Genomic DNA, 23,798 nt, shown 5'->3' on the forward strand with positions numbered 1-23,798 from the left:
GATGTTCCGCCGTACCTTCTGGTTCACCACGGGCGTCGCCGCCGGTGTGTGGGCCACCACCAAGGTCAACCGCAAGCTGAGGCAGCTGACCCCCGAGAGCCTGGCCGCGCAGGCGGCGAACAAGGCGGTCGAGACGGGCCACCGGCTCAAGGACCGCGCGCTGGACTTCGCGTCCGACGTCCGCGCGGGCATGGCCCAGCGGGAGGCCGAGCTGGACGACGCGCTCGGGCTGAACGCGCCCGTCGACCAGCTCCCCGCACCCCGGCGGTACACCGCCGTCGAGAACCGCAACGACCCGAAGTACATCGACACGTCGACGTACTCGTACAACCGGAATGAGGACCACTGATGGAGTCGGCTGAAATCCGCCGCCGCTGGTTGAGCTTCTTCGAGGAGCGCGGTCACACCGTCGTCCCTTCGGCGTCGCTCATCGCGGACGACCCGACTCTGCTGCTCGTCCCGGCCGGCATGGTGCCCTTCAAGCCCTACTTCCTGGGTGAGGTCAAGCCGCCGTTCCCGCGCGCCACCAGCGTGCAGAAGTGCGTGCGCACGCCCGACATCGAAGAGGTCGGCAAGACCACGCGGCACGGCACGTTCTTCCAGATGTGCGGCAACTTCTCCTTCGGCGACTACTTCAAGGAAGGCGCCGTAAAGTTCGCCTGGGAACTGCTCACCACGCCCCAGGACAAGGGCGGTTACGGCCTCGACCCCGAGCGCCTGTGGATCACGGTCTACCAGGACGACGACGAGGCCGAGCAGATCTGGCGCGACGTGATCGGCGTCCCGGCCGAGCGCATCCAGCGTCTGGGCATGAAGGACAACTTCTGGTCCATGGGCGTGCCCGGCCCCTGCGGCCCCTGTTCCGAGATCAACTACGACCGCGGCCCGGAGTTCGGCGTCGAGGGCGGCCCCGCCGTCAACGACGAGCGGTACGTGGAGATCTGGAACCTCGTCTTCATGCAGTCCGAGCGCGGCGAGGGCACCGGCAAGGACAAATTCGAGATCCTCGGCGATCTGCCGAGCAAGAACATCGACACCGGCCTCGGCCTGGAGCGGCTCGCCATGATTCTGCAGGGCGTGCAGAACATGTACGAGATCGACACCTCCATGGCCGTGATCAAGAAGGCCACCGAGCTCACCGGCGTCGCCTACGGCGACTCGCACGACTCGGACGTCTCGCTGCGCGTCGTCACCGACCACATGCGCACCGCCACCATGCTCATCGGTGACGGAGTGACCCCGGGCAACGAGGGCCGCGGCTATGTGCTGCGCCGCATCATGCGCCGCGCCATCCGCAACATGCGCCTGCTCGGCGCCACCGGCCCGGTGGTCCAGGAGCTCATCGACACCGTGATCGAGATGATGGGCCAGCAGTACCCCGAGCTCATCACCGACCGCGAGCGCATCGAGAAGGTCGCCCTCGCCGAGGAGGCCGCCTTCCTGAAGACGCTGAAGGCCGGCACCAACATCCTCGACACGGCGGTGACCGAGACCAAGGCCGCCGGCGGCAGTGTTCTGCCCGGCGACAAGGCCTTCCTGCTCCACGACACCTGGGGCTTCCCGATCGACCTCACCCTCGAGATGGCCGCCGAGCAGGGGCTTTCCGTGGACGAGGACGGCTTCCGCCGGCTGATGAAGGAGCAGCGGGAGCGCGCCAAGGCCGATGCCCAGGCCAAGAAGACCGGCCACGCCGACCTCGGCGCCTACCGTGAGATCGCCGACGCCGCCGGCGAGACCGACTTCATCGGCTACACGGACACCGAGGGCGAGTCCACCATCGTCGGCATCCTCGTCGACGGCGTCTCCTCGCCGGCCGCGACCGAGGGCGACGAGGTCGAGGTCGTCCTCGACCGCACCCCCTTCTACGCCGAGGGCGGCGGCCAGATCGGCGACACCGGCCGCATCAAGGTGGACTCCGGTGCCGTGATCGAGGTCCGCGACACGCAGAAGCCGGTCCCGGGCGTGTACGTCCACAAGGGCGTGGTGCAGGTCGGCGAGGTGACCGTCGGCGCCAAGGCCCACGCCTCGATCGACTCGCGCCGCCGCAAGGCCATTGCCCGCGCCCACTCGGCCACGCACCTCACCCACCAGGCCCTGCGTGACGCCCTCGGTCCGACGGCCGCCCAGGCGGGTTCCGAGAACCAGCCCGGCCGCTTCCGCTTCGACTTCGGCTCCCCGTCGGCCGTCCCGACGGCCGTGATGACCGACGTCGAGCAGAAGATCAACGAGGTGCTCGCCCGAGACCTGGACGTGCAGGCCGAGATCATGGGCATCGACGAGGCCAAGAAGCAGGGCGCCATCGCCGAGTTCGGCGAGAAGTACGGCGAGCGCGTGCGCGTCGTGACCATCGGCGACTTCTCCAAGGAGCTGTGCGGCGGCACCCACGTGCACAACACCGCCCAGCTCGGTCTGGTGAAGCTGCTCGGCGAGTCCTCGATCGGCTCCGGTGTCCGCCGTATCGAGGCCCTGGTCGGCGTCGACGCCTACAGCTTCCTCGCCCGCGAGCACACGGTCGTCAACCAGCTCACCGAGCTGCTCAAGGGCCGTCCGGAGGACCTGCCCGAGAAGGTCTCCAGCATGCTCGGCAAGCTGAAGGACGCCGAGAAGGAGATCGAGAAGTTCCGGGCCGAGAAGGTGCTGCAGGCCGCTGCCGGTCTCGCCGAGGCCGCCAAGGACGTCCGCGGCGTCGCGGTCGTCACCGGCCGGGTCCCCGACGGCACCACGCCCGACGACCTGCGCAAGCTGGTTCTCGACGTACGCGGCCGTATCCAGGGCGGGCGGCCGGCGGTCGTCGCCCTGTTCACCGTCAACAACGGCAAGCCGCTGACGGTCATCGCCACCAACGAGGCCGCCCGCGAGCGCGGTCTCAAGGCCGGTGAACTGGTCCGTACGGCCGCCAAGACGCTCGGCGGCGGCGGTGGCGGCAAGCCGGACGTCGCGCAGGGCGGTGGCCAGAACCCGTCCGCCGTCGGCGAGGCCGTCGACGCCGTGGAGCGCCTGGTCGCCGAGACAGCCAAGTAGGAACGGCCGCGAGCATGAGAAGAGGACGCCGACTCGCGATCGATGTCGGTGACGCCCGGATCGGGGTCGCCTCGTGCGACCCCGACGGGATCCTGGCCACTCCGGTGGAGACGGTCCCGGGGCGGGACATCCCGGCGGCCCATCGCCGGCTGAAGCAACTCGTCGAGGAGTATGAGCCCATCGAGGTCGTCGTGGGTCTCCCTCGCTCCCTCAAGGGCGGCGAGGGCCCGGCTGCCGTCAAGGTCCGCGGCTTCGCCCAGGAACTGGCCCGTTCGATCGCGCCCGTTCCGGTCAGGCTGGTGGATGAGCGGATGACCACGGTGACGGCCAGTCAGGGGCTGCGAGCCTCGGGCGTGAAGTCCAGGAAGGGCCGGTCCGTGATCGACCAGGCGGCCGCCGTCATCATCCTGCAGCAGGCGCTGGAATCCGAACGGGTGTCAGGACAATCACCCGGCGAGGGCGTCGAAGTGGTCATCTGATCGCGATACGGTAACGTTCCGCGCGATGCGAGGGTGTTCGAACAGCCATCGCACAGCAAGAGGCGGATCGGAAGCCGGGTCGGGATCGGCCGCGACCGCCGTCTCGCGGCTCAAGGGGATCGATGACTGAGTATGGCCGGGGCTCAAGCTCCGCACCGTGGCATCCGGAGGACCCGTTGTACGGGGACGGCGGATGGGGAGGACAGCAGGCCCACGCGGCCCAGTCCCCCTACGGCGGCCAGCCGCAGCACTACCCGGGGCAGCCGCAGCAGCACTACGGCGACTGGGAGAGCGGTCCGCAGGCCGGATACGACCAGGGGCACAACGACTACCAGCGGTACGGGAACCAGGGGCAGCAGGGCCACAACCAGTACGGGAACCAGGGGCAGCAGGGCCACGACCAGTACGGGAACCAGGGGCAGCAGGGCCACAACCAGTACGGGAACCAGGGGCAGCAGGGCCACGACCAGTACGGGGGCCAGGGGCAGCAGCAGTACCAGCAGCCAGGACCCCAACCGCACGGGCAGCACTACCCCGGTCGAACGCCGCAGGAGTACGGCAACGGAGGCTGGGACGGCAGCGGGCAGGGCCATGCTCCCTACCCGGCCGACCCCGCCGATCCGTACGGCACGCAGGCCGGCACGTACGGCGATGGGCAGCCCGACTTCTACCAGACGCCCGACGCGTACCCGCCGCCCGAGCCGCCGAACCGGCGGCGCGCGGAACCGGAACCCCAGACCGACTGGGACCCGGGGCCCGACGAGGGCGAACACGCCTTCTTTGCGGGCGGGGGCGACGATGACGAGGCGGAGGACGACGAGCAGGACGACCGCCGGGGGCGCGGCGGCAAGGGCAAGGGGAAGAAGCGCCGCAACGGCTGCGCCTGCCTGGTGGTCGTGCTGGTCTTCGGCGGTGGCATCGGCGGAGCCGGATATTTCGGGTATCAGTACTACAAAAGCCGTTTCGGCGCCGCGCCCGACTATGTGGGGGAGGGCACGGGCGAGCAGGTCACGGTCACCATCCCGAAGGGGTCCGGCGGTTACACCATCGGACAGGTGCTGAAACAGGCCGGTGTCGTCAAGAGCGTGGACGCGTTCGTGGCGGCGCAGGCGCAGAACCCCAACGGCAAGACCATCCAGGCGGGCACGTACACGCTGAACAAGCACATGTCCGCGGCCGCCGCCGTCGAGTTGATGCTCAGCCCGAAGAGCAAGAACAACCTGATCATCGCCGAGGGCTGGCGCAACACCAAGATCTACGCGGCGATCGACTCCCGTCTCCAGCTCAAGGCAGGCACCACCAGCGACATCGCCAAGAGCAAGTGGAAGACCTTCGGGCTTCCCGACTGGGCCGACACCGGCAAGGGGATCAAGGATCCGCTGGAAGGATTCCTGTACCCCTCCGCTTATCCGGTCGCCAAGGGCATGACACCCGAGGACGTCCTCAAGCAAATGGTCGACATGGCCAAGGCGAAGTACGCCGAGTTCGGCATCCAGGCCAAGGCGCAGAGCCTCAATCTGCAGAACCCGCTGCAGGTCCTGACGGTCGCGAGCCTCGTCCAGGCCGAGGGCAAGTACAAACACGACTTCGAGAAGGTCGCCACGGTCGTCTACAACCGGCTCAAGCCGGACAACACCGAGACCTACGGCCTGCTCGACTTCGACTCGACGGTGAACTACCTGCGTGGACAGTCCAAGCTCGCCACCGGCTCCGTCAACGCACTGCGGCAGATCAACGACCCGTACAACACGTACAAGATCAAGGGCCTGCCCCCCGGACCGATCGACAACCCCGGGGAGGTGGCCATCCAGGCCGCCCTCAACCCCGCCAAGGGCAACTGGTACTACTTCGTCTCGATCAGCGACAACGAGACGCTCTTCGCCGAGACGAACGCGGAGCAGAACCGCAACCGCGAGAAATACCTTCAAGAGCAGAAGAAGGGACAATGAAGGGACGATGACGGGCACCGCCAGCAAGCGCCGGGCCGCCGTCCTCGGCTCCCCGATCGCCCACTCCCTCTCACCGGTGCTGCACCGCGCCGCGTACGAGGAACTGGGGCTGAAGGGCTGGTCGTACGACCGGTTCGAGGTCGACGAGGAGGCGCTGCCCGGGTTCTTCGCGGAGCTCGGGCCCGAGTGGGCCGGGCTGTCGCTGACCATGCCGCTCAAGCGGGCCGTCATTCCGTTGCTCGACTCGATCAGCGACACGGCGGCTTCGGTGGAGGCCGTCAACACCGTGGTGTTCACCCGGGACGGGAAGCGCGTCGGCGACAACACCGACATCCCCGGCATGGTCGCCGCCCTGCGCGAGCGCGGGATCGAACAGGTCGACTCGGCGGCGATCCTCGGCGCCGGTGCCACCGCCTCCTCCGCGCTCGCCGCGCTCGCCCGGATCTGCACCGGCGAGGTCGTCGCCTATGTGCGCAGCGAGGCCCGTGCCGCCGAGATGCGGCAGTGGGGCGAGCGGCTCGAGGTCGACGTGCGGACCGCGGACTGGGCGGACGCCGAACGCGCGCTGCGCGCGCCACTGGTCGTCGCCACCACTCCGGCCGGGACGACGGACGCCCTGGCCGCGGCCGTCCCGGAGCGTCCGGCGACCCTGTTCGACGTGCTGTACGACCCCTGGCCCACCGTTCTCGCGGCGCGCTGGTCCGGGTACGGCGGCGCCGTCGTCAGCGGCCTTGATCTGCTTGTTCACCAGGCGGTGCTCCAGGTCGAACAGATGACGGGCCGCGCACCCGCCCCGCTGGACGCCATGCGCAAGGCGGGTGAGCACGCCCTGGCGGCCCGCTAGGACGGACTCGCCCGGAGGCGGTGACGGTGGAGTGCCGACCCGTGCCCGCTCGCGTCCGCCTGATGGACCTGGGACCGGTTCGTGCCGCCGGACGTGGGAGGATCGGAGGTGGCGGGCCGGGGCCGCGCACCCGGTCGCGCCGTCGCCGTACGCGAGGACGCGCGTACGCAGGGCAGTACCAGGGCGCGAGCACTGAGGAGCACCGTTGAGCAGGTTGCGCTGGCTGACCGCGGGGGAGTCCCACGGTCCCGCACTTGTCGCGACGCTGGAGGGCCTTCCCGCCGGCGTGCCGATCACCACCGAGATGGTGGCGGATCACCTGGCGCGGCGGCGGCTGGGCTATGGGCGCGGTGCGCGCATGAAGTTCGAGCGGGACGAGGTCACCTTCCTGGGCGGCGTCCGGCACGGCCTCACGCTCGGCTCCCCGGTGGCGATCATGGTGGGCAACACCGAGTGGCCCAAGTGGGAACAGGTGATGGCTGCCGACCCGGTGGACGCGGAGACCCTGGCCGCCCTGGCCCGCAACGCGCCGCTGACCCGCCCGCGTCCCGGGCACGCGGATCTGGCGGGCATGCAGAAGTACGGGTTCGACGAGGCGCGGCCCATTCTCGAGCGTGCGTCGGCCCGTGAGACGGCGGCGCGGGTGGCGCTCGGAGCGGTGGCGCGGTCGTACCTGAAGGAGACGGCCGGGATCGAGGTCGTCTCGCACGTCGTCGAGCTGGCCTCGGCCAAGGCCCCCTACGGCGTCCACCCGACCCCCGCGGATGTGGACAGGCTCGACGCGGACCCGGTGCGCTGCCTTGACGCGGACGCCTCGAAGGCGATGGTCGCGGAGATCGACCAGGCGCACAAGGACGGTGACACCCTCGGCGGAGTGGTCGAGGTGCTGGCGTACGGCGTTCCGGTCGGGCTGGGCTCGCACGTGCACTGGGACCGGCGCCTGGACGCCCGGCTCGCGGCGGCGCTGATGGGCATTCAGGCGATCAAGGGCGTCGAGGTCGGTGACGGGTTCGAGCTGGCGCGCGTGCCGGGCTCGAAGGCGCACGACGAGATCGTCGTCACCGACGAGGGCATCCGGCGGGCCACGGGCCGCTCCGGCGGCACCGAGGGCGGTCTGTCCACGGGTGAGCTGCTGCGCGTGCGTGCCGCGATGAAGCCGATCGCGACGGTGCCGCGGGCGTTGCAGACGGTGGACGTGTCCACCGGCGAGGCGGCGCAGGCGCACCACCAACGCTCGGACGTGTGCGCGGTGCCGGCGGCCGGCATCGTCGCGGAGGCCATGGTGGCCCTCGTCCTCGCGGACGCGGTGGCGGAGAAGTTCGGCGGCGACAGCGTGACCGAGACCCGGCGCAACGTGCGGTCGTACCTCGAGAACCTGGCCATCCGGTGAACACGCCGCTGGTCGTCCTGGTCGGCCCGATGGGCGTGGGCAAGTCCACCGTCGGGCAGCTGCTGGCCGAGCGGCTGGGCGTGGGCTACCGGGACACGGACGAGGACATCGTGGCCGAACAGGGCCGCACCATCGCCGACATCTTCGTGGACGAGGGCGAGCCCGTCTTCCGCGCGATCGAGAAGCAGGCGGTGCAGCGGGCGCTCGCCGAGCACGACGGCGTCCTCGCCCTGGGCGGCGGAGCGATCCTCGACGCTGACACCCGGGAGCTGCTGGCCGGCCGGCCTGTCGTCTATCTGGCGATGGACGTCGAGGAGGCGGTCAAGCGGACCGGTCTGAACGCGGCCCGCCCACTGCTGGCGGTCAATCCGCGCCGGCAGTGGCGCGAGCTGATGGAGTCCCGCCGCCATCTGTACGAGGAGGTCGCGACGGCCGTCGTCGCCACCGACCGGCGGGGCCCGGAAGAGGTCACGCAAGCCGTCCTGGACGCACTGGAGTTGAAGGAAGCATGAGCGAGGCAGTGACGCGGATCCAGGTCGGCGGCACCGCGGGCACCGACCCGTACGAGGTCCTGGTGGGCCGTCAACTCCTCGGCGAACTCGCCGGGTTGGTCGGCGACAAGGCCAAGCGGGTCGCGGTGATCCACCCGGAGGCGTTGGCCGGGACGGGTGACGCGCTCCGCGCCGACCTGGCCGGGCAGGGCTTCGAGGCGATCGCGATCCAGGTGCCGAACGCGGAGGAGGCGAAGACCGCGGAGGTCGCCGCCTACTGCTGGAAGGCGCTGGGCCAGTCCGGCTTCACCCGCAGCGACGTCATTGTGGGCGTGGGCGGCGGGGCCACCACGGACCTGGCCGGGTTCGTGGCCGCGACCTGGCTGCGCGGGGTGCGGTGGATCGCGATCCCCACCACCGTGCTGGCGATGGTGGACGCGGCGGTGGGCGGCAAGACAGGCATCAACACGGCCGAGGGCAAGAACCTGGTGGGCGCATTCCATCCGCCCGCGGGCGTGCTGTGCGATCTGGCGGCGCTGGACTCGCTCCCGGTCAACGACTACGTCTCCGGGCTGGCCGAGGTCATCAAGACCGGCTTCATCGCCGATCCGGTGATCCTGGAACTGATCGAGTCCGACCCTCAGGCCGCCCGCACTCCGGCGGGCCCGCACACCGCCGAGCTGATCGAGCGCTCCATCAAGGTCAAGGCCGAGGTGGTCTCCTCGGACCTGAAGGAGTCCGGTCTGCGGGAGATCCTCAACTACGGGCACACGCTCGGTCACGCGATCGAGAAGAACGAACGGTACAAGTGGCGGCACGGCGCCGCCGTCGCCGTCGGTATGCACTTCGCCGCCGAACTGGGGCGCCTGGCGGGCCGGTTGGACGACGCCACCGCCGACCGGCACCGCACGATCCTGGAGTCGGTGGGGCTGCCACTGCACTACCGCTATGACCAGTGGCCCAAGCTCCTGGAGACCATGAAGGTCGACAAGAAGTCCCGCGGTGACCTGCTCCGCTTCATCGTCCTGGACGGCCTGGCCAAGCCCACCGTCCTGGAAGGCCCCGACCCCGCCGTTCTCCTCGCCGCGTACGGCGAAGTGGGGGAGTAGCTCCTCCCCGGCACCGCGGCGGGCGGGTCGTCACCGTCGGAGCGGGTTGACCGGATTTGCCTGTGGCGATGGGCACTTCGGGCCGTCCCCGGCCGTTCACACAACGACGGCCGGGGACGGTACCGTTCGGTGGGAGCAGGGCGTCAGGCCCTGCTGCCAGCGACAATCGCCTGCAGCGGGTGAACCGAGGTGCTCGGCACCGGCTCTGGCGCCCCGGAGGCGAACGAGCCCGAAAGAACGAGACGGAGTGGCACCGGATGCAGCACGCAGTGGGAGCTCCGCTGCCGCCGCCCCACCAGCCGGGGCACGATCCGGGGACCGCCTGGTCCCCGGCCGCACACCACCCGGGACAGCCGGGCGCCCATCCGGGCCCAGTGCCGGGAATTCCGCCCGCTCCCGCGCCGGGCTTCACGGGACCACCGGTGCCTCCCGGTGCACCCCACATGCACATTCCGCCGCATCCCGCACCCGCACCTCCGGCATCCGACACCACGGGCCATGTGCAGCTTCCGCAGGGCGATCCGGTCGGGATACCGGCCACGCCGCCCGCCGCGGGCGCGCCCGACCCCTCCTGCACCACGCTGGCCGTGCTGCTCATCGGCCCGGCCGGTGCGGGCAAGACCAGCGTGGCGAAGTACTGGGCCGACCACCGAAGGGTCCCCACGGCTCACATCAGCCTCGACGACGTCCGCGAATGGGTGCGCTCGGGCTTCGCCGACCCCCAGTCGGGGTGGAACGACAACTCGGAGGCGCAGTACCGTCTCGCCCGCCGCACCTGCGGCTTCGCGGCCCGAAACTTCCTGGCCAACGGCATATCCTGCATCCTCGACGACGCCGTCTTCCCGGACCGCCCCGTCGTCGGCCTCGGTGGCTGGAAACGGCATGTGGGTCCCGGTCTGCTGCCGGTCGTCCTGCTCCCCGGCCTGGAGATAGTCCTGGAGCGCAACGCGGAGCGCACCGGCAACCGCCGTCTCACCGACGAGGAGGTCGCCCGGATCCACGGCCGGATGGCCGGCTGGTACGGCTCGGGGCTGCCGATCATCGACAATTCCCAGCTCGACGTGGTGGGCACGGCCCGGGTACTGGACGAGGTACTGGCCCGCTCGATCGCGAGCCCGCCCCCATGGTGAGGTGCTGACCGCCGCCATGGAAAAGCCGTAGGAGGGCGCCTCCCGGATCGTCGGGCGCCGGGAGCTGCCCAGAGCCCCCGGCGCCCCGGACGGGCGCCCACCGCCCGTCCGGACCCGCTGGACCGGCGACATCCGGCCACCGCTCGTAGGCTCGGGTCATGTCAGAGGTGTACGCGGCCCGCCGGGAGCGGTTGAGGGAACGCTGCAGCGCGGGTGGCAGTGCGACGACGCTGGTGTCCCGTCCCGCCAATGTCCGCTATCTCGCGGGCGCCGCTCCCAAGGGCGCCGTACTGCTGCTGGGACTCGGCGAGGACGTACTGCTGTGCGCCGGGCCGCCGGACGACCACCCCGCCTACGGGCGCCCCGACGAGGCGCTGCGGGTGCAGGTGCTGCCGGTGACCGGCCAGGACCCGGCCGTCGCGGCGGCCGATCTGGCCGCCGCACAGGGTGCGGAGTCCCTCGCGGTCGAGGAGCACCACCTCACCGTCGCCCGGCACCGCGCCCTGCGGACGATCGCGCCCCGGCTGCGGCTCGCCGACCTCGGCAGCGCGGTCGAGCAGCTGCGCCTCATCAAGGACGAGGAGGAGATCTCCCTGCTGCGGATCGGGGCGGAGATCGTCGACCAGGCCCTGAGCGAGCTGCTCGAATCGATCCTCGTGGGCCGCACCGAGCGCCATCTCGCCCTGGAGCTGGAGCGTCGCCTCGTCGACCACGGAGCCGACGGGCCGGCCTTCACCACCTCGGTCGCCACCGGCCCGAACTCCGGCCGCCGTGGTCACCGCCCCACCGACCGGCGCGTGGAGGAGGGGGACTTCCTCTCCGTCTGCCTGGGAGCCACCTACCGCGGCTATCGCTGCGAGATCGGCCGTACGTTCGTCATCGGCACCTCGCCCGCCGAGTGGCAGATCGAGCTGTACGACCTCGTCTTCGCTGCCCAGCGCGCCGGACGCCAGGCTCTCGCGCCCGGCGCCGCGTACCGGGACGTGGACCGCGCCGCACGTCAGGTACTGGATTCCGCGGGGTACGGAGGGGGCCTTCCGCCGTTGACCGGGCACGGTGTGGGGCTCGAAATCGACGAGGACCCGCAGTTGGCTCCCGCGGCCATGGGTAAACTGGACGCTTGCGTGCCGGTCACTGTCGAACCGGGGGTCCACCTCCCCGGCAGGGGCGGTGTCCGGATCGATGACACGCTCGTCGTACGCCCCGAGGCGGACGGCGGACCCGAGCTACTCACCATCACGACCAAGGAGCTGCTCGCGCTGTAGCGCGCGCCCCGGGGTCGTACGTCAGTCCAGGAGATTCCGCAACCGTGGCTTCCACGAACGACCTCAAGAACGGCATGGTGCTCAAGCTCGAAGGCGGCCAGCTCTGGTCCGTCGTCGAGTTCCAGCACGTCAAGCCCGGCAAGGGCCCGGCCTTCGTGCGCACCAAGCTCAAGAACGTGCTCTCCGGCAAGGTCGTCGACAAGACGTTCAACGCCGGCGTCAAGGTGGAGACGGCCACTGTCGACAAGCGCGACATGCAGTTTTCGTACATGGACGGCGAGTACTTCGTCTTCATGGATCTGGAGACGTACGACCAGCTCCACGTGGACCGCAAGGCCGTCGGTGACGCCGCCAACTTCCTGATCGAGGGCTTCACGGCCACCGTCGCCCGGCACGAGGGCGAGGTGCTCTTCGTCGAGCTCCCCGCCGCCGTCGAGCTGACGATCGCCGAGACCGAGCCGGGCGTCCAGGGCGACCGCTCCACCGGCGGCACCAAGCCCGCCACGCTGGAGACCGGCCACCAGATCCAGGTCCCGCTCTTCATCACCACCGGTGAGAAGATCAAGGTCGACACCCGTACGAGCGACTACCTCGGCCGGGTGAACAGCTAACCGTGGCTGCTCGTAACACGGCCCGTAAGCGCGCCTTCCAGATCCTGTTCGAGGGTGACCAGCGCGAGGCCGACGTCCTCACGGTCCTCGCGGACTGGATCCGGCACTCGCGGACCGACACCCGGCAGCCGCCGGTGAGCGAGTACACGATGCAGCTTGTCGAGGGCTACTCGGAGCACGCGAAGCGCATCGACGAGCTGATCGCGCAGTACGCGGTCGGCTGGACGCTCGACCGGATGCCGGTGGTCGACCGCAACATTCTGCGCCTCGGCGCCTACGAGCTGATCTGGGTCGACGAGACCCCGGACGCCGTGGTGCTGGACGAGATGGTGCAGCTCGCCAAGGAGTTCTCCACGGACGAGTCGCCCGCCTTCGTCAACGGGCTGCTCGGCCGGCTGAAGGATCTGAAGCCGTCGTTGCGCCGAGAGTAGCTCCGCGACGCCGCTCCGCCCGGTGCGCCCCTCGGGGGCACGGTGATCACCGGAAGCACAACGTCATACGAATGCCGGGGGCCCGCAGCCAGTGTGCTGCGGGCCCCCGGCGTACGGGCGGGCCGGCGCTTCCGTTGGAGCGAGCACGGCGCTCCCGTGCCCGGCGGAGTACGAAAACCGCCCGGGGTGACCGGACCACAGTGGTCCGGTCACCCCGGGCGGCACGTTTCTGCTGGGACTGGAGCGGTCAGCTCTCCTCGTGGGAGACCGCGCGGCGTGCGTCCGCGTCCAGGACGCCCCAGCTGATCAGCTGCTCGGTCAGGACGGACGGCGACTGGTCGTAGATGACCGCGAGCGTGCGCAGGTCGTCCTGGCGGATCGACAGCACCTTGCCGTTGTAGTCACCGCGCTGGGACTGGATCGTCGCCGCATACCGCTGGAGGGGGCCTGCCTTCTCGGCGGGCACGTTGGCCAGGCGCTCCAGGTCAAGGACGAGCTTCGGCGGCGGCTCGGCGGCCCCACCAGGGGTGGTGCCGGGCAGCAGCTCCTGTACCGGAACACCGTAGAAATCCGCCAGCTCGGCGAGGCGCTGCACGGTGACGGCGCGGTCCCCACGCTCGTACGAACCGACCACGACCGCCTTCCAGCGTCCCTGGGACTTCTCCTCCACACCGTGGAGGGAAAGGCCCTGCTGGGTGCGGATGGCCCGGAGCTTGGCCCCGAGCTGTTTGGCGTATTCGCTGGACATATGGCTCCCCGGACGAAGGCTGGTGACTCACTGTGAGGTTACGCAGCGTGACTCTCCCCCGTCAAGCCGAATGGTTCCGACCGACCCTTCCGTGGTAGATGACGTGCGGTAACGCCACACGAGTGACGGGAGACGCCAGGGGGGTGAAGAGCCACCGTCGGCGGGCTGGTAGCGTGTATGGCGCAATTCCGACGTCCTTTAAGGTCCGTCCCGTGAGGCGGAGAAGGAGGTCCGTTTCGTATGGACATGCAGTATTCCGATGCACGGCCCGTCCTCGAAGGCCCTGACATCGCACGGGTGTTGACCCGTATCGCCCACGAGATCGTCGAGCGCGCCAGGGGAGCCGACGACGTGGTTCTCCTCGGCATTCCGACCCGGGGGGTCTTCCTCGCCCGGCGGCTGGCCGCCAAGCTCGAGCAGATCACCGGCCGCTCCGTACCGGTCGGCTCCCTCGACATCACCATGTACCGGGACGATCTGCGCATGCAGCCGCCGCGTGCGCTCGCCCGCACCGAGATCCCCGGTGACGGCGTCGACGGCCGCCTCGTCGTCCTCGTGGACGACGTCCTCTTCTCCGGCCGTACCATCCGCGCCGCCCTCGACGCCCTGAACGACATCGGGCGTCCCCGCGCGGTCCAGCTCGCGGTCCTCGTGGACCGAGGCCACCGCGAGCTGCCGATCCGCGCCGACTACGTCGGCAAGAACCTCCCCACGTCGTTGCGGGAGACGGTCAAGGTCCAGCTCGCCGAGGAGGACGGTCGCGACACCGTGCTGCTCGGCGTGAAGCAGGCCGCCCCGGGCGCACAGCAGTAGCACTCCGGCGTACGCCACCGGCGTATGGCCCGGAGTGCGCTCTCACGCGCGCCCGTCCGCCCGAATCCTCCCGATTGACATGTCTTACGGAGCCTGAAAGATGCAGCGTCATCTCATCTCGGCCGCCGACCTCACCCGTGACGACGCCGTCCTGATCCTCGACACCGCCGAGGAGATGGCCCGGGTCGCGGATCGGCCGATCAAGAAACTGCCGACCCTGCGCGGCCGCACCGTCGTCAACCTCTTCTTCGAGGACTCCACCCGCACCCGGATCTCCTTCGAGGCCGCCGAGAAGCGCCTGTCGGCGGACGTCATCAACTTCTCCGCCAAGGGGTCCAGCGTCTCCAAGGGCGAGTCCCTCAAGGACACCGCCCAGACCCTGGAGGCCATGGGCGTCGACGCCGTCGTCATCCGGCACGGCGCCTCCGGGGCCCCCTACCGGCTGGCCAACTCCGGCTGGATCGACGCGGCCGTGATCAACGCCGGCGACGGCACCCACCAGCACCCCACGCAGGCCCTGCTCGACGCCTTCACCATGCGGCGCCGCCTCGTCGGCCGGGACGCCGGGCTCGGCCGCGACCTGGCCGGCAAGCGCATCACCATCGTCGGCGACGTGCTGCACAGCCGTGTCGCCCGCTCCAACGTCGACCTGCTGCACACGCTCGGCGCCGAGGTCACCCTCGTCGCCCCGCCCACCTTGCTGCCGGTCGGCATAGAGTCCTGGCCCTGCGAGGTCTCCTACGACCTCGACAGCACCCTTCCCAAGTCCGACGCGGTGATGATGCTGCGCGTCCAGCGCGAGCGCATGAACGCCGCCTTCTTCCCCACCGAGCGCGAGTACTCACGGCGCTACGGCCTCGACGCCGACCGCATGGCGAAGATGCCCGAGAACGCCATCGTGATGCACCCCGGCCCGATGGTCCGCGGCATGGAGATCACCGCCGAGGTCGCCGACTCCGACCGCTGCACCGCCGTGGAGCAGGTCGCCAACGGCGTCTCCATCCGCATGGCGGTCCTCTACCTGCTGCTCGGCGGGGCCGTGGCGGAGACGAAGGCCGCCCCCGACGCGAACCACGCGCCCGCCGCCACCCAGACCCGTACCGAGGAGAAGTAGAACCCATGAGCAAGATCCTGATCCGTGGTGCGAAGGTGCTCGGCGGCGAGCCGCAGGACGTGCTGATCGACGGCGAGACGATCGCCGCCACCGCCCGGCAGGGCGAAATCGACTGGAGTGGTGCCGGGCTGTCCGCCGAGGGCGCCGAGGTCGTCGAGGCGGACGGCAAGGTGCTGCTGCCGGGCCTCGTCGATCTGCACACCCATCTGCGCGAGCCCGGCCGCGAGGACTCCGAGACCGTCCTGACCGGTACGCGGGCCGCCGCGAGCGGCGGCTACACGGCCGTGTTCGCCATGGCCAACACCTTCCCGGTGGCCGACACCGCCGGTGTCGTCGAGCAGGTCTGGCGGCTCGGCAGGGAACACGGCTACTGCGATGTGCAGCCCATCGGCGCCGTCACCGTCGGCCTGGAGGGCAGGAAGCTCGCCGAGCTGGGCGCCATGCACGAGTCGGCGGCCGGGGTCACGGTCTTCTCCGACGACGGCAAGTGCGTCGACGACGCGGTGATCATGCGCCGGGCGCTGGAGTACGTGAAGGCCTTCGGCGGTGTCGTAGCCCAGCACGCCCAGGAGCCGCGGCTGACCGAGGGCGCCCAGATGAACGAGGGCGTCGTCTCCGCCGAGCTGGGGCTCGGGGGCTGGCCGGCGGTCGCCGAGGAGTCGATCATCGCCCGCGACGTCCTCCTCGCCGAGCACGTCGGCTCCCGGGTGCACATCTGCCATCTGTCGACCGCCGGGTCCGTCGAGATCGTGCGATGGGCGAAGTCCCGCGGCATCGACGTCACCGCCGAGGTCACCCCGCACCACCTCCTGCTCACGGACGAGCTGGTGCGCACCTACAACCCGGTCTACAAGGTCAACCCGCCGCTGCGCACCGAACGCGACGTCAGGGCGCTGCGCGAGGCCCTCGCCGACGGCACGATCGACATCGTCGCCACCGACCACGCCCCGCACCCGCACGAGGACAAGGACTGCGAGTGGGCCGCCGCCGCCATGGGCATGGTCGGTCTGGAGACCGCCCTGTCCGTGGTCCAGGCGACGATGGTCGACACCGGGCTGCTCGACTGGTCGGGCGTCGCGGACCGCATGTCCATCCAGCCCGCGAAGATCGGCCGGGCCACCGGCCACGGCCGCCCCGTCTCGGCAGGTGAGCCCGCGAACCTCACGCTCGTCGACACGGCATACCGTGGGTTCGTGGACCCCGCGGGCTTCGCCTCGCGCAGCCGCAACACTCCGTACGAGGGCCGTGAGCTGCCGGGCCGTGTCACCCACACCTGGCTGCGGGGCAAGGCCACGCTCGTCGACGGGAAGCTCGCGTGACACCTCTCATCCTGCTCGCCGCCGAAAAGAAATCGGCGGAAGTGACCGACTGGGCCGCCCGTATCGGCTGGCTCGTCGGACTCGTCCTCCTCGTCGCCCTCGTCTACTGGCTGATGCGCGAGGGCTGGAAGTGGCGCGGCACCCTCCAGGGCGACCTTCCGGAGCTGCCCAGCGCGCCCGAGGAGCCGGGCCCGGCGAAACTGAGCATGAGCGGTCGCTACCACGGCTCCACCACCGCAGGACAGTGGCTGGACCGCATCGTGGCCCATGGGCTGGGCACTCGTAGCCGGGTGGAGCTCACGCTCACGGAGGCGGGCCTGGACGTCGTACGCCCCGGGGCGAGCGACTTCTTCGTCCCGGCCGCGCAGCTGCGTGAGGCCCGGCTCGACAAGGGCATCGCGGGCAAGGTCCTCACCGAGGGCGGTCTGCTGGTGGTGACCTGGGCGCACGGCGACAGGCTGATCGACTCGGGGTTCCGCTCCGACCGCGCGGCCGAGCACAACGAGTGGGTCGCCACCCTGAACCAGATGATCAACAAGACGGAAGGCGCACGATGACGACCTCCACCAGGGGAGCTGCGAAGGCTCCCGCCGTTCTTGTCCTGGAGGACGGCCGGATCTTCCGCGGCCGTGCCTACGGGGCCGTGGGGGTGACCTTCGGCGAGGCAGTGTTCTCGACCGGTATGACCGGCTACCAGGAGACCCTCACCGACCCGTCGTACCACCGCCAGGTCGTCGTGATGACCGCCCCCCACGTCGGCAACACCGGCGTCAACGACGAGGACCCCGAGTCGAAGCGGATCTGGGTCGCGGGCTACGTCGTACGCGACCCCGCCCGCGTGCCCTCCAACTGGCGCGCCAAGCGCTCGCTGGACGAGGAACTGCGCCACCAGGGCGTCGTCGGCATCAGCGGCATCGACACCCGTGCGCTGACCCGCCATCTGCGCGAGCGCGGCGCCATGCGCGTCGGCATCTTCTCCGGCAACGCGCTGCCCGACGAGGGCACGATGCTCGCCGAGGTCCGCCAGTCCCCCGAGATGAAGGGCGCGGACCTCTCCGCCGAGGTCGCCACCACGCAGCCCTACGTCGTCCCCGCGATCGGTGAGAAGAAGTTCACCGTCGCCGCCGTCGACCTCGGCATCAAGGGCATGACCCCGCACCGCATGGCCGAGCGCGGCATCGAGGTGCATGTGCTGCCCGCGACGGCGACCGCCGAGGACGTGTACGCCGTGAACCCGGACGGCGTGTTCTTCTCCAACGGCCCCGGTGACCCGGCCACCGCCGACCACCCCGTCTCGGTCATGCAGGCCGTCCTGGAGCGCGGCACACCCCTGTTCGGCATCTGCTTCGGCAACCAGATCCTGGGCCGCGCGCTCGGCTTCGGCACCTACAAGCTGAAGTACGGCCACCGCGGCATCAACCAGCCGGTGCAGGACCGTACGACCGGCAAGGTCGAGGTCACCGCGCACAACCACGGCTTCGCCGTCGACGCCCCGCTCGACCAGGTGTCCGACACCCCCTACGGCCGTGCCGAGGTCTCCCACGTGTGCCTCAACGACAACGTGGTGGAGGGTCTCCAACTGCTCGACCGGCCGGCCTTCAGCGTCCAGTACCACCCCGAAGCTGCCGCGGGTCCGCACGACGCCGCCTACCTGTTCGACCGCTTCGTATCCCTGATGGAGGGCCAGCGTGCCTAAGCGCACCGATATCCAGTCCGTCCTGGTCATCGGCTCCGGCCCGATCGTCATCGGCCAGGCCGCCGAGTTCGACTACTCCGGCACCCAGGCGTGCCGGGTCCTGAAGTCCGAGGGCCTGCGGGTCGTCCTGGTCAACTCCAACCCCGCGACGATCATGACCGACCCGGAGATCGCCGACGCCACGTACGTCGAGCCGATCACCCCGGAGTTCGTCGAGAAGATCATCGCCAAGGAGCGGCCGGACGCGCTGCTGCCCACGCTGGGCGGCCAGACGGCGCTCAACACGGCCATCTCGCTGCACGAGAACGGCGTACTGGAGAAGTACGGCGTCGAACTGATCGGCGCCAACGTCGAGGCCATCCACAAGGGCGAGGACCGCGACCAGTTCAAGGAGGTCGTGGAGGCCGTCCGGGGGAAGATCGGGCACGGCGAGTCCGCCCGGTCCGTCATCTGCCACTCCATGGAGGAGGTGCTGGCCGGCGTCGAGCGGCTCGGCGGCTACCCGGTCGTCGTCCGCCCGTCCTTCACCATGGGCGGCGCCGGCTCCGGCTTCGCGCACGACGAGGACGAGCTGCGCCGCATCGCCGGACAGGGCCTGACCCTCTCGCCGACCACCGAGGTGCTCCTGGAGGAGTCCATCCTCGGCTGGAAGGAGTACGAGCTGGAGCTGATGCGCGACAAGCACGACAACGTCGTGGTCGTCTGCTCCATCGAGAACTTCGACCCGATGGGCGTGCACACCGGCGACTCGATCACCGTCGCCCCGGCGATGACGCTGACCGACCGCGAGTACCAGATCCTGCGCGACATCGGCATCGCCGTCATCCGCGAGGTCGGCGTCGACACCGGCGGCTGCAACATCCAGTTCGCGGTGAACCCCGACGACGGCCGTGTGATCGTCATCGAGATGAACCCGCGCGTGTCGCGTTCGTCGGCCCTCGCCTCCAAGGCGACCGGATTCCCGATCGCCAAGATCGCGGCCAAGCTGGCCGTCGGCTACACGCTCGACGAGATCCCGAACGACATCACCCGCGAGACCCCGGCCTCCTTCGAGCCGACCCTCGACTACGTGGTCGTCAAGGCTCCGCGGTTCGCCTTCGAGAAGTTCCCGAGCGCCGACAGCACGCTGACGACCACCATGAAGTCGGTCGGTGAGGCCATGGCGATCGGGCGCAACTTCACCGAGGCCTTCCAGAAGGCGCTGCGCTCGCTGGAGAAGAAGGGCAGCCAGTTCACGTTCGTCGGGGACCCCGGCGACAAGGACGAGCTGCTGCGCGAGGCCGCCCGTCCCACCGACGGCCGGATCAACACGGTCATGCAGGTCATCCGCGCGGGCGCCACACCCGAGGAGGTCTTCGAGTCCACGAGGATCGACCCGTGGTTCGTCGACCAGCTCTTCCTCATCAAGGAGATCGCGGACGAGCTGGCCGAGGCCGAACGCCTGGACGTCGACCTGCTCGCCGAGGCCAAGCGGCACGGCTTCTCCGACCAGCAGATCGGCGAGATCCGCGGGCTGCGCGAGGACGTCGTGCGCGAGGTCCGGCACGCGCTGGGCATCCGCCCGGTCTACAAGACGGTCGACACCTGCGCCGCCGAGTTCGCGGCGAAGACGCCGTACTTCTACTCCTCCTACGACGAGGAGAGCGAGGTCGCGCCGCGTGAGAAGCCCGCGGTGATCATCCTGGGCTCCGGCCCCAACCGCATCGGCCAGGGCATCGAGTTCGACTACTCCTGCGTCCACGCCTCCTTCGCACTGTCCGACGCCGGGTACGAGACCGTGATGGTCAACTGCAACCCGGAGACGGTCTCCACGGACTACGACACCTCCGACCGGCTCTACTTCGAGCCGCTGACGCTGGAGGACGTGCTGGAGATCGTCCACGCGGAGCAGCAGGCCGGCCCGATCGCGGGTGTCGTGGTCCAGCTGGGCGGCCAGACCCCGCTGGGCCTGGCGCAGGCGCTCAAGGACAACGGCGTGCCGATCGTGGGCACCTCCCCGGAGGCGATCCACGCCGCCGAGGACCGCGGCGCGTTCGGCCGCGTGCTCGCGGAGGCCGGCCTCCCGGCCCCCAAGCACGGCACCGCCACCACCTTCGCGGAGGCCAAGGCCATCGCTGACGAGATCGGCTACCCGGTCCTCGTCCGGCCCTCCTACGTCCTCGGCGGACGCGGCATGGAGATCGTGTACGACGAGGCCCGGCTGGCGTCGTACATCGCCGAGTCGACCGAGATCAGCCCCTCCCGGCCGGTACTGGTCGACCGCTTCCTCGACGACGCGATCGAGATCGACGTCGACGCCCTCTACGACGGCGAGGAGCTCTATCTCGGCGGGGTCATGGAGCACATCGAGGAGGCCGGCATCCACTCCGGCGACTCGGCGTGCGCGCTGCCGCCGATCACGCTGGGCGGCTTCGACATCAAGCGGCTGCGGGCCTCGACCCAGGCGATTGCGCGCGGCGTCGGGGTACTCGGGCTGATCAACATCCAGTTCGCGATGGCGGGCGACATCCTCTACGTCCTCGAGGCCAATCCGCGTGCCTCCCGCACCGTCCCCTTCACCTCGAAGGCGACCGCGGTGCCGCTGGCGAAGGCCGCCGCCCGGATCTCCCTGGGCGCGACCATCGCCGAGCTGCGGGCCGAGGGGCTGCTGCCGGCGCACGGCGACGGCGGCGAGCTTCCGCTCGACGCTCCGATCTCCGTCAAGGAGGCCGTGATGCCGTGGTCCCGCTTCCGTGACATCCACGGGCGGGGCGTCGACACGGTCCTGGGCCCGGAGATGCGCTCCACCGGCGAGGTCATGGGCATCGACTCCGTCTTCGGTACGGCGTACGCCAAGTCGCAGGCGGGCGCCTACGGTCCGCTGCCGACCAAGGGCCGCGCCTTCATCTCGGTCGCCAACCGGGACAAGCGCTCGATGATCTTCCCGGCGCGTGAGCTGGTCGCCCACGGCTTCGAGCTGCTCGCCACGTCCGGCACAGCCGAGGTGCTCAAGCGCAATGGCATCAACGCCACGATCGTGCGCAAGCAGTCCGAGGGCACCGGCCCGAACGGCGAGAAGACCATCGTCCAGCTCATCCACGACGGCGAGGTCGACCTGATCGTCAACACCCCGTACGGCACCGGCGGCCGCCTCGACGGCTACGAGATCCGTACGGCGGCCGTGGCCCGGTCCGTGCCGTGCCTGACGACGGTCCAGGCGCTCGCCGCGGCGGTCCAGGGCATCGACGCGCTCAACCACGGCGACGTCGGCGTCCGTTCGCTCCAGGAACACGCGGAACACCTGACCGCCGCCCGCGACTAGCAGCCCTGAGGGGGACATCGGAAACGGTGTCCCCCTCTTCGTGAGGACACTGAGTGATGTACAAGCTTTTCTTCCGTCTGGTCTTCCAGCGGATGGACCCGGAGCAGGCCCACCACCTGGCCTTCCGCTGGATCCGCCGCGCCGTCCGCATCCCCGTACTGCGCACGTTCTTCGCGGCCGCCCTCGCGCCTCGCTACAAGGAGCTGCGCACGGAGGCCTTCGGGCTGCGTATGCACGGCCCCTTCGGGCTGGCGGCCGGCTTCGACAAGAACGCCGTCGCGATCGACGGGATGTCGATGCTCGGCTTCGACCACGTGGAGATCGGCACCGTGACCGGGGAACCGCAGCCGGGCAACCCGAAGAAGCGGCTGTTCCGACTCGTCGCGGACCGGGCGCTGATCAACCGGATGGGCTTCAACAACGACGGCTCGCTGACCGTCGCCGCGCGCCTGGCCTCGCGCACGCCCGTCTTCCGGACCGTCGTGGGCGTGAACATCGGCAAGACCAAGGCCGTCCCGGAGGCCGAGGCCGTCGGGGACTACGTGAAGTCGGCCGAGCGGCTCGCACCGTACGCCGACTACCTGGTCGTCAACGTCTCGTCCCCGAACACACCCGGCCTGCGCAATCTGCAGGCGACCGAGGCACTGCGCCCGCTGCTGAGCGCCGTCCGCGAGGCCGCCGATCGTATGGTCGCCACGCGGCGCGTCCCGCTCCTGGTGAAGATCGCCCCCGACCTCGCCGACGAGGACATCGACGCCGTCGCCGACCTCGCCGTGGAACTGGGCCTGGACGGGATCATCGCCACGAACACCACCATCGCGCGTGAGGGCCTGGGTCTGAAGTCCGCGGCCTCCCTGGTGAAGGAGACCGGCGGGCTGTCGGGCGCGCCGCTGAAAACGCGCTCCCTGGCGGTTCTGCGCCGCCTCTACGCGCGCGTGGGCGACCGCATCACCCTGGTGGGCGTCGGCGGCATCGAGAACGCCGAGGACGCCTGGCAGCGCATCCTCGCCGGTGCCACGCTGGTGCAGGGCTACAGCGCGTTCATCTACGAAGGGCCCTTCTGGGCCCGCGCCATCCACAAGGGGCTCGCGGCGCGCCTGCGCACCAGCCCGTACGCCACCCTCGCCGACGCGGTCGGCGCCGACGTGAGGAAGCCCGCATGACAGGTCTGGAACCCTTCGGCGCGCGCCTGCGCCGTGCCATGGACGAGCGCGGCCCGCTGTGCGTCGGCATCGACCCGCACGCCTCGCTGCTCGCCGAGTGGGGCCTGAACGACGACGTGGCGGGCCTGGAGCGGTTCAGCCGCACGGTCGTCGAGGCGATGGCCGAGCGGGTGGCGGTCCTCAAGCCGCAGAGCGCCTTCTTCGAACGCTTCGGCTCCCGCGGCATCGCCGTCCTGGAGAAGGCGGTCGAGGAGGCGAGGGCGGCCGGAGCGCTCGTCGTCATGGACGCCAAGCGAGGCGACATCGGCTCGACCATGGCCGCCTACGCCGAGGCCTTCCTTCGCAAGGACTCCCCGCTGTTCTCGGACGCGCTGACCGTCTCGCCCTACCTCGGCTACGGGGCGCTCGAGCCGGCCGTGCAGCTGGCGCGCGAGAGTGGCGCCGGGCTCTTCGTGCTCGCTCTGACCTCCAACCCGGAGGGCGGCGAGGTACAGCACGCCGTCCGCGCCGACGGCCGGAACGTCGGAGCTACGGTGCTCGCCCACCTCGCGGCCGAGAACGCCGGGGAGGAGCCCCTCGGCTCCTTCGGCGCGGTCGTCGGCGCCACGCTCGGCGACCTGTCGTCCTACGACCTCGACATCAACGGACCGCTCCTCGCGCCCGGCATCGGGGCACAGGGAGCCACTCCGGCCGATCTTCCCGGGGTCTTCGGGGCGGCGGTGCGCAATGTGGTGCCGAACGTGAGCCGGGGAGTGCTGCGGCACGGTCCCGATGTCGTCGCTCTGCGTGACGCCGCGGAACGCTTCGCGCAGGAGATCCGGGCCTCCGTGGCCGCCCGCTAGACCCTCCGCGGGGGCCCTGTGAGTCCTCCGATGAGTGTCTTCGACGCGGCTCAAGTCTGAATACATCCTCAAATCCGGGGCA

At 70.2% G+C, this 23,798-nt stretch carries 21 protein-coding genes; 20 read left to right on the top strand and 1 reads right to left on the bottom strand.

The window, feature by feature from the left end; genetic code table 11:
* The first annotated feature begins 1 nt into the window (after position 1).
* The 12 genes from AAW14_RS03280 to nusB all read left to right on the top strand — a co-directional run bounded on the left by AAW14_RS03280 (position 2) and on the right by nusB (position 12,720).
* Complete coding sequence (locus tag AAW14_RS03280) at positions 2 to 349, top strand: hypothetical protein (RefSeq protein WP_265559622.1); 348 nt, start codon at positions 2 to 4, stop codon at positions 347 to 349.
* Entirely contained in the window at positions 349 to 3,021 is a 2,673-nt protein-coding gene (gene alaS / locus AAW14_RS03285; protein ID WP_265559624.1) for an alanine--tRNA ligase, read from the top strand. Before AAW14_RS03280 ends, alaS begins: the two co-directional genes overlap by 1 nt.
* A gap of 14 nt (positions 3,022 to 3,035) precedes the next feature.
* On the top strand, positions 3,036 to 3,500 hold the full coding sequence (gene ruvX, locus AAW14_RS03290) for a Holliday junction resolvase RuvX (protein WP_265559626.1): 465 nt from the start codon (positions 3,036 to 3,038) through the stop codon (positions 3,498 to 3,500).
* Positions 3,501 to 3,622: 122 nt separating this feature from the next.
* Positions 3,623 to 5,449, top strand: coding sequence for an endolytic transglycosylase MltG (gene mltG / locus AAW14_RS03295; protein WP_265559628.1), 1,827 nt, complete (start codon positions 3,623 to 3,625; stop codon positions 5,447 to 5,449).
* Between the two features lie 7 nt (positions 5,450 to 5,456).
* The gene (locus AAW14_RS03300; protein ID WP_265559631.1) at positions 5,457 to 6,293 is read left to right on the top strand and encodes a shikimate dehydrogenase; all 837 of its coding nucleotides are present in this window, start codon (positions 5,457 to 5,459) and stop codon (positions 6,291 to 6,293) included.
* Between the two features lie 205 nt (positions 6,294 to 6,498).
* Entirely contained in the window at positions 6,499 to 7,683 is a 1,185-nt protein-coding gene (gene aroC / locus AAW14_RS03305) for a chorismate synthase (RefSeq protein WP_265559633.1), read from the top strand.
* Positions 7,680 to 8,195: a shikimate kinase gene (locus AAW14_RS03310; RefSeq protein ID WP_265559635.1), complete on the top strand. Its 516-nt coding sequence runs from the start codon at positions 7,680 to 7,682 to the stop codon at positions 8,193 to 8,195. Before aroC ends, AAW14_RS03310 begins: the two co-directional genes overlap by 4 nt.
* A complete protein-coding gene (gene aroB, locus AAW14_RS03315; protein WP_265559637.1) occupies positions 8,192 to 9,283 on the top strand; it encodes a 3-dehydroquinate synthase in 1,092 nt (363 codons plus the stop codon). Before AAW14_RS03310 ends, aroB begins: the two co-directional genes overlap by 4 nt.
* 257 nt (positions 9,284 to 9,540) lie before the next feature.
* Positions 9,541 to 10,413 (top strand): Pro-rich N-terminal domain-containing protein, encoded by an 873-nt coding sequence (locus AAW14_RS03320; protein WP_265559639.1) that lies wholly within the window; start codon positions 9,541 to 9,543, stop codon positions 10,411 to 10,413.
* Positions 10,414 to 10,571: 158 nt separating this feature from the next.
* The gene (locus AAW14_RS03325; protein ID WP_265559641.1) at positions 10,572 to 11,678 is read left to right on the top strand and encodes an aminopeptidase P family protein; all 1,107 of its coding nucleotides are present in this window, start codon (positions 10,572 to 10,574) and stop codon (positions 11,676 to 11,678) included.
* Between the two features lie 44 nt (positions 11,679 to 11,722).
* Entirely contained in the window at positions 11,723 to 12,289 is a 567-nt protein-coding gene (gene efp / locus AAW14_RS03330) for an elongation factor P (protein ID WP_265559643.1), read from the top strand.
* 2 nt (positions 12,290 to 12,291) lie between these two features.
* Positions 12,292 to 12,720 (top strand): transcription antitermination factor NusB, encoded by a 429-nt coding sequence (nusB, locus tag AAW14_RS03335; protein ID WP_265559645.1) that lies wholly within the window; start codon positions 12,292 to 12,294, stop codon positions 12,718 to 12,720.
* Positions 12,721 to 12,967: 247 nt separating this feature from the next.
* On the opposite strand, the gene bldD is transcribed toward nusB, so the two are convergent.
* A complete protein-coding gene (bldD, locus tag AAW14_RS03340) occupies positions 12,968 to 13,468 on the bottom strand; it encodes a transcriptional regulator BldD (protein WP_055492879.1) in 501 nt (166 codons plus the stop codon).
* 240 nt (positions 13,469 to 13,708) lie between these two features.
* Here bldD and pyrR point away from each other — a divergent pair, with 240 nt between their 5' ends.
* From pyrR to pyrF, 8 genes are all read left to right on the top strand, one after another.
* Positions 13,709 to 14,281: a bifunctional pyr operon transcriptional regulator/uracil phosphoribosyltransferase PyrR gene (pyrR, locus tag AAW14_RS03345; RefSeq protein ID WP_265559647.1), complete on the top strand. Its 573-nt coding sequence runs from the start codon at positions 13,709 to 13,711 to the stop codon at positions 14,279 to 14,281.
* A 100-nt stretch (positions 14,282 to 14,381) separates the two neighbouring features.
* Entirely contained in the window at positions 14,382 to 15,395 is a 1,014-nt protein-coding gene (locus tag AAW14_RS03350; protein WP_265559649.1) for an aspartate carbamoyltransferase catalytic subunit, read from the top strand.
* A gap of 5 nt (positions 15,396 to 15,400) precedes the next feature.
* Positions 15,401 to 16,714 carry a dihydroorotase gene (locus AAW14_RS03355; RefSeq protein WP_265559651.1) on the top strand — a complete coding sequence of 438 codons (1,314 nt, stop codon included), beginning with the start codon at positions 15,401 to 15,403 and terminating at the stop codon, positions 16,712 to 16,714.
* Positions 16,711 to 17,271 (top strand): hypothetical protein, encoded by a 561-nt coding sequence (locus AAW14_RS03360; protein ID WP_265559654.1) that lies wholly within the window; start codon positions 16,711 to 16,713, stop codon positions 17,269 to 17,271. Before AAW14_RS03355 ends, AAW14_RS03360 begins: the two co-directional genes overlap by 4 nt.
* Positions 17,268 to 18,410 carry a glutamine-hydrolyzing carbamoyl-phosphate synthase small subunit gene (gene carA, locus AAW14_RS03365; RefSeq protein ID WP_265559656.1) on the top strand — a complete coding sequence of 381 codons (1,143 nt, stop codon included), beginning with the start codon at positions 17,268 to 17,270 and terminating at the stop codon, positions 18,408 to 18,410. The genes AAW14_RS03360 and carA overlap by 4 nt, the downstream gene beginning before the upstream one ends.
* The gene (carB, locus tag AAW14_RS03370) at positions 18,403 to 21,711 is read left to right on the top strand and encodes a carbamoyl-phosphate synthase large subunit (RefSeq protein WP_265559658.1); all 3,309 of its coding nucleotides are present in this window, start codon (positions 18,403 to 18,405) and stop codon (positions 21,709 to 21,711) included. Before carA ends, carB begins: the two co-directional genes overlap by 8 nt.
* A gap of 56 nt (positions 21,712 to 21,767) precedes the next feature.
* Complete coding sequence (locus AAW14_RS03375) at positions 21,768 to 22,874, top strand: quinone-dependent dihydroorotate dehydrogenase (RefSeq protein WP_265559660.1); 1,107 nt, start codon at positions 21,768 to 21,770, stop codon at positions 22,872 to 22,874.
* Positions 22,871 to 23,716, top strand: coding sequence for an orotidine-5'-phosphate decarboxylase (gene pyrF / locus AAW14_RS03380; RefSeq protein ID WP_265559662.1), 846 nt, complete (start codon positions 22,871 to 22,873; stop codon positions 23,714 to 23,716). Before AAW14_RS03375 ends, pyrF begins: the two co-directional genes overlap by 4 nt.
* The last annotated feature ends 82 nt before the right edge of the window (positions 23,717 to 23,798 follow it).

The organism is Streptomyces hygroscopicus, from assembly GCF_026168105.1.
In the GTDB taxonomy this organism is placed as follows: domain Bacteria; phylum Actinomycetota; class Actinomycetes; order Streptomycetales; family Streptomycetaceae; genus Streptomyces; species Streptomyces hygroscopicus_D.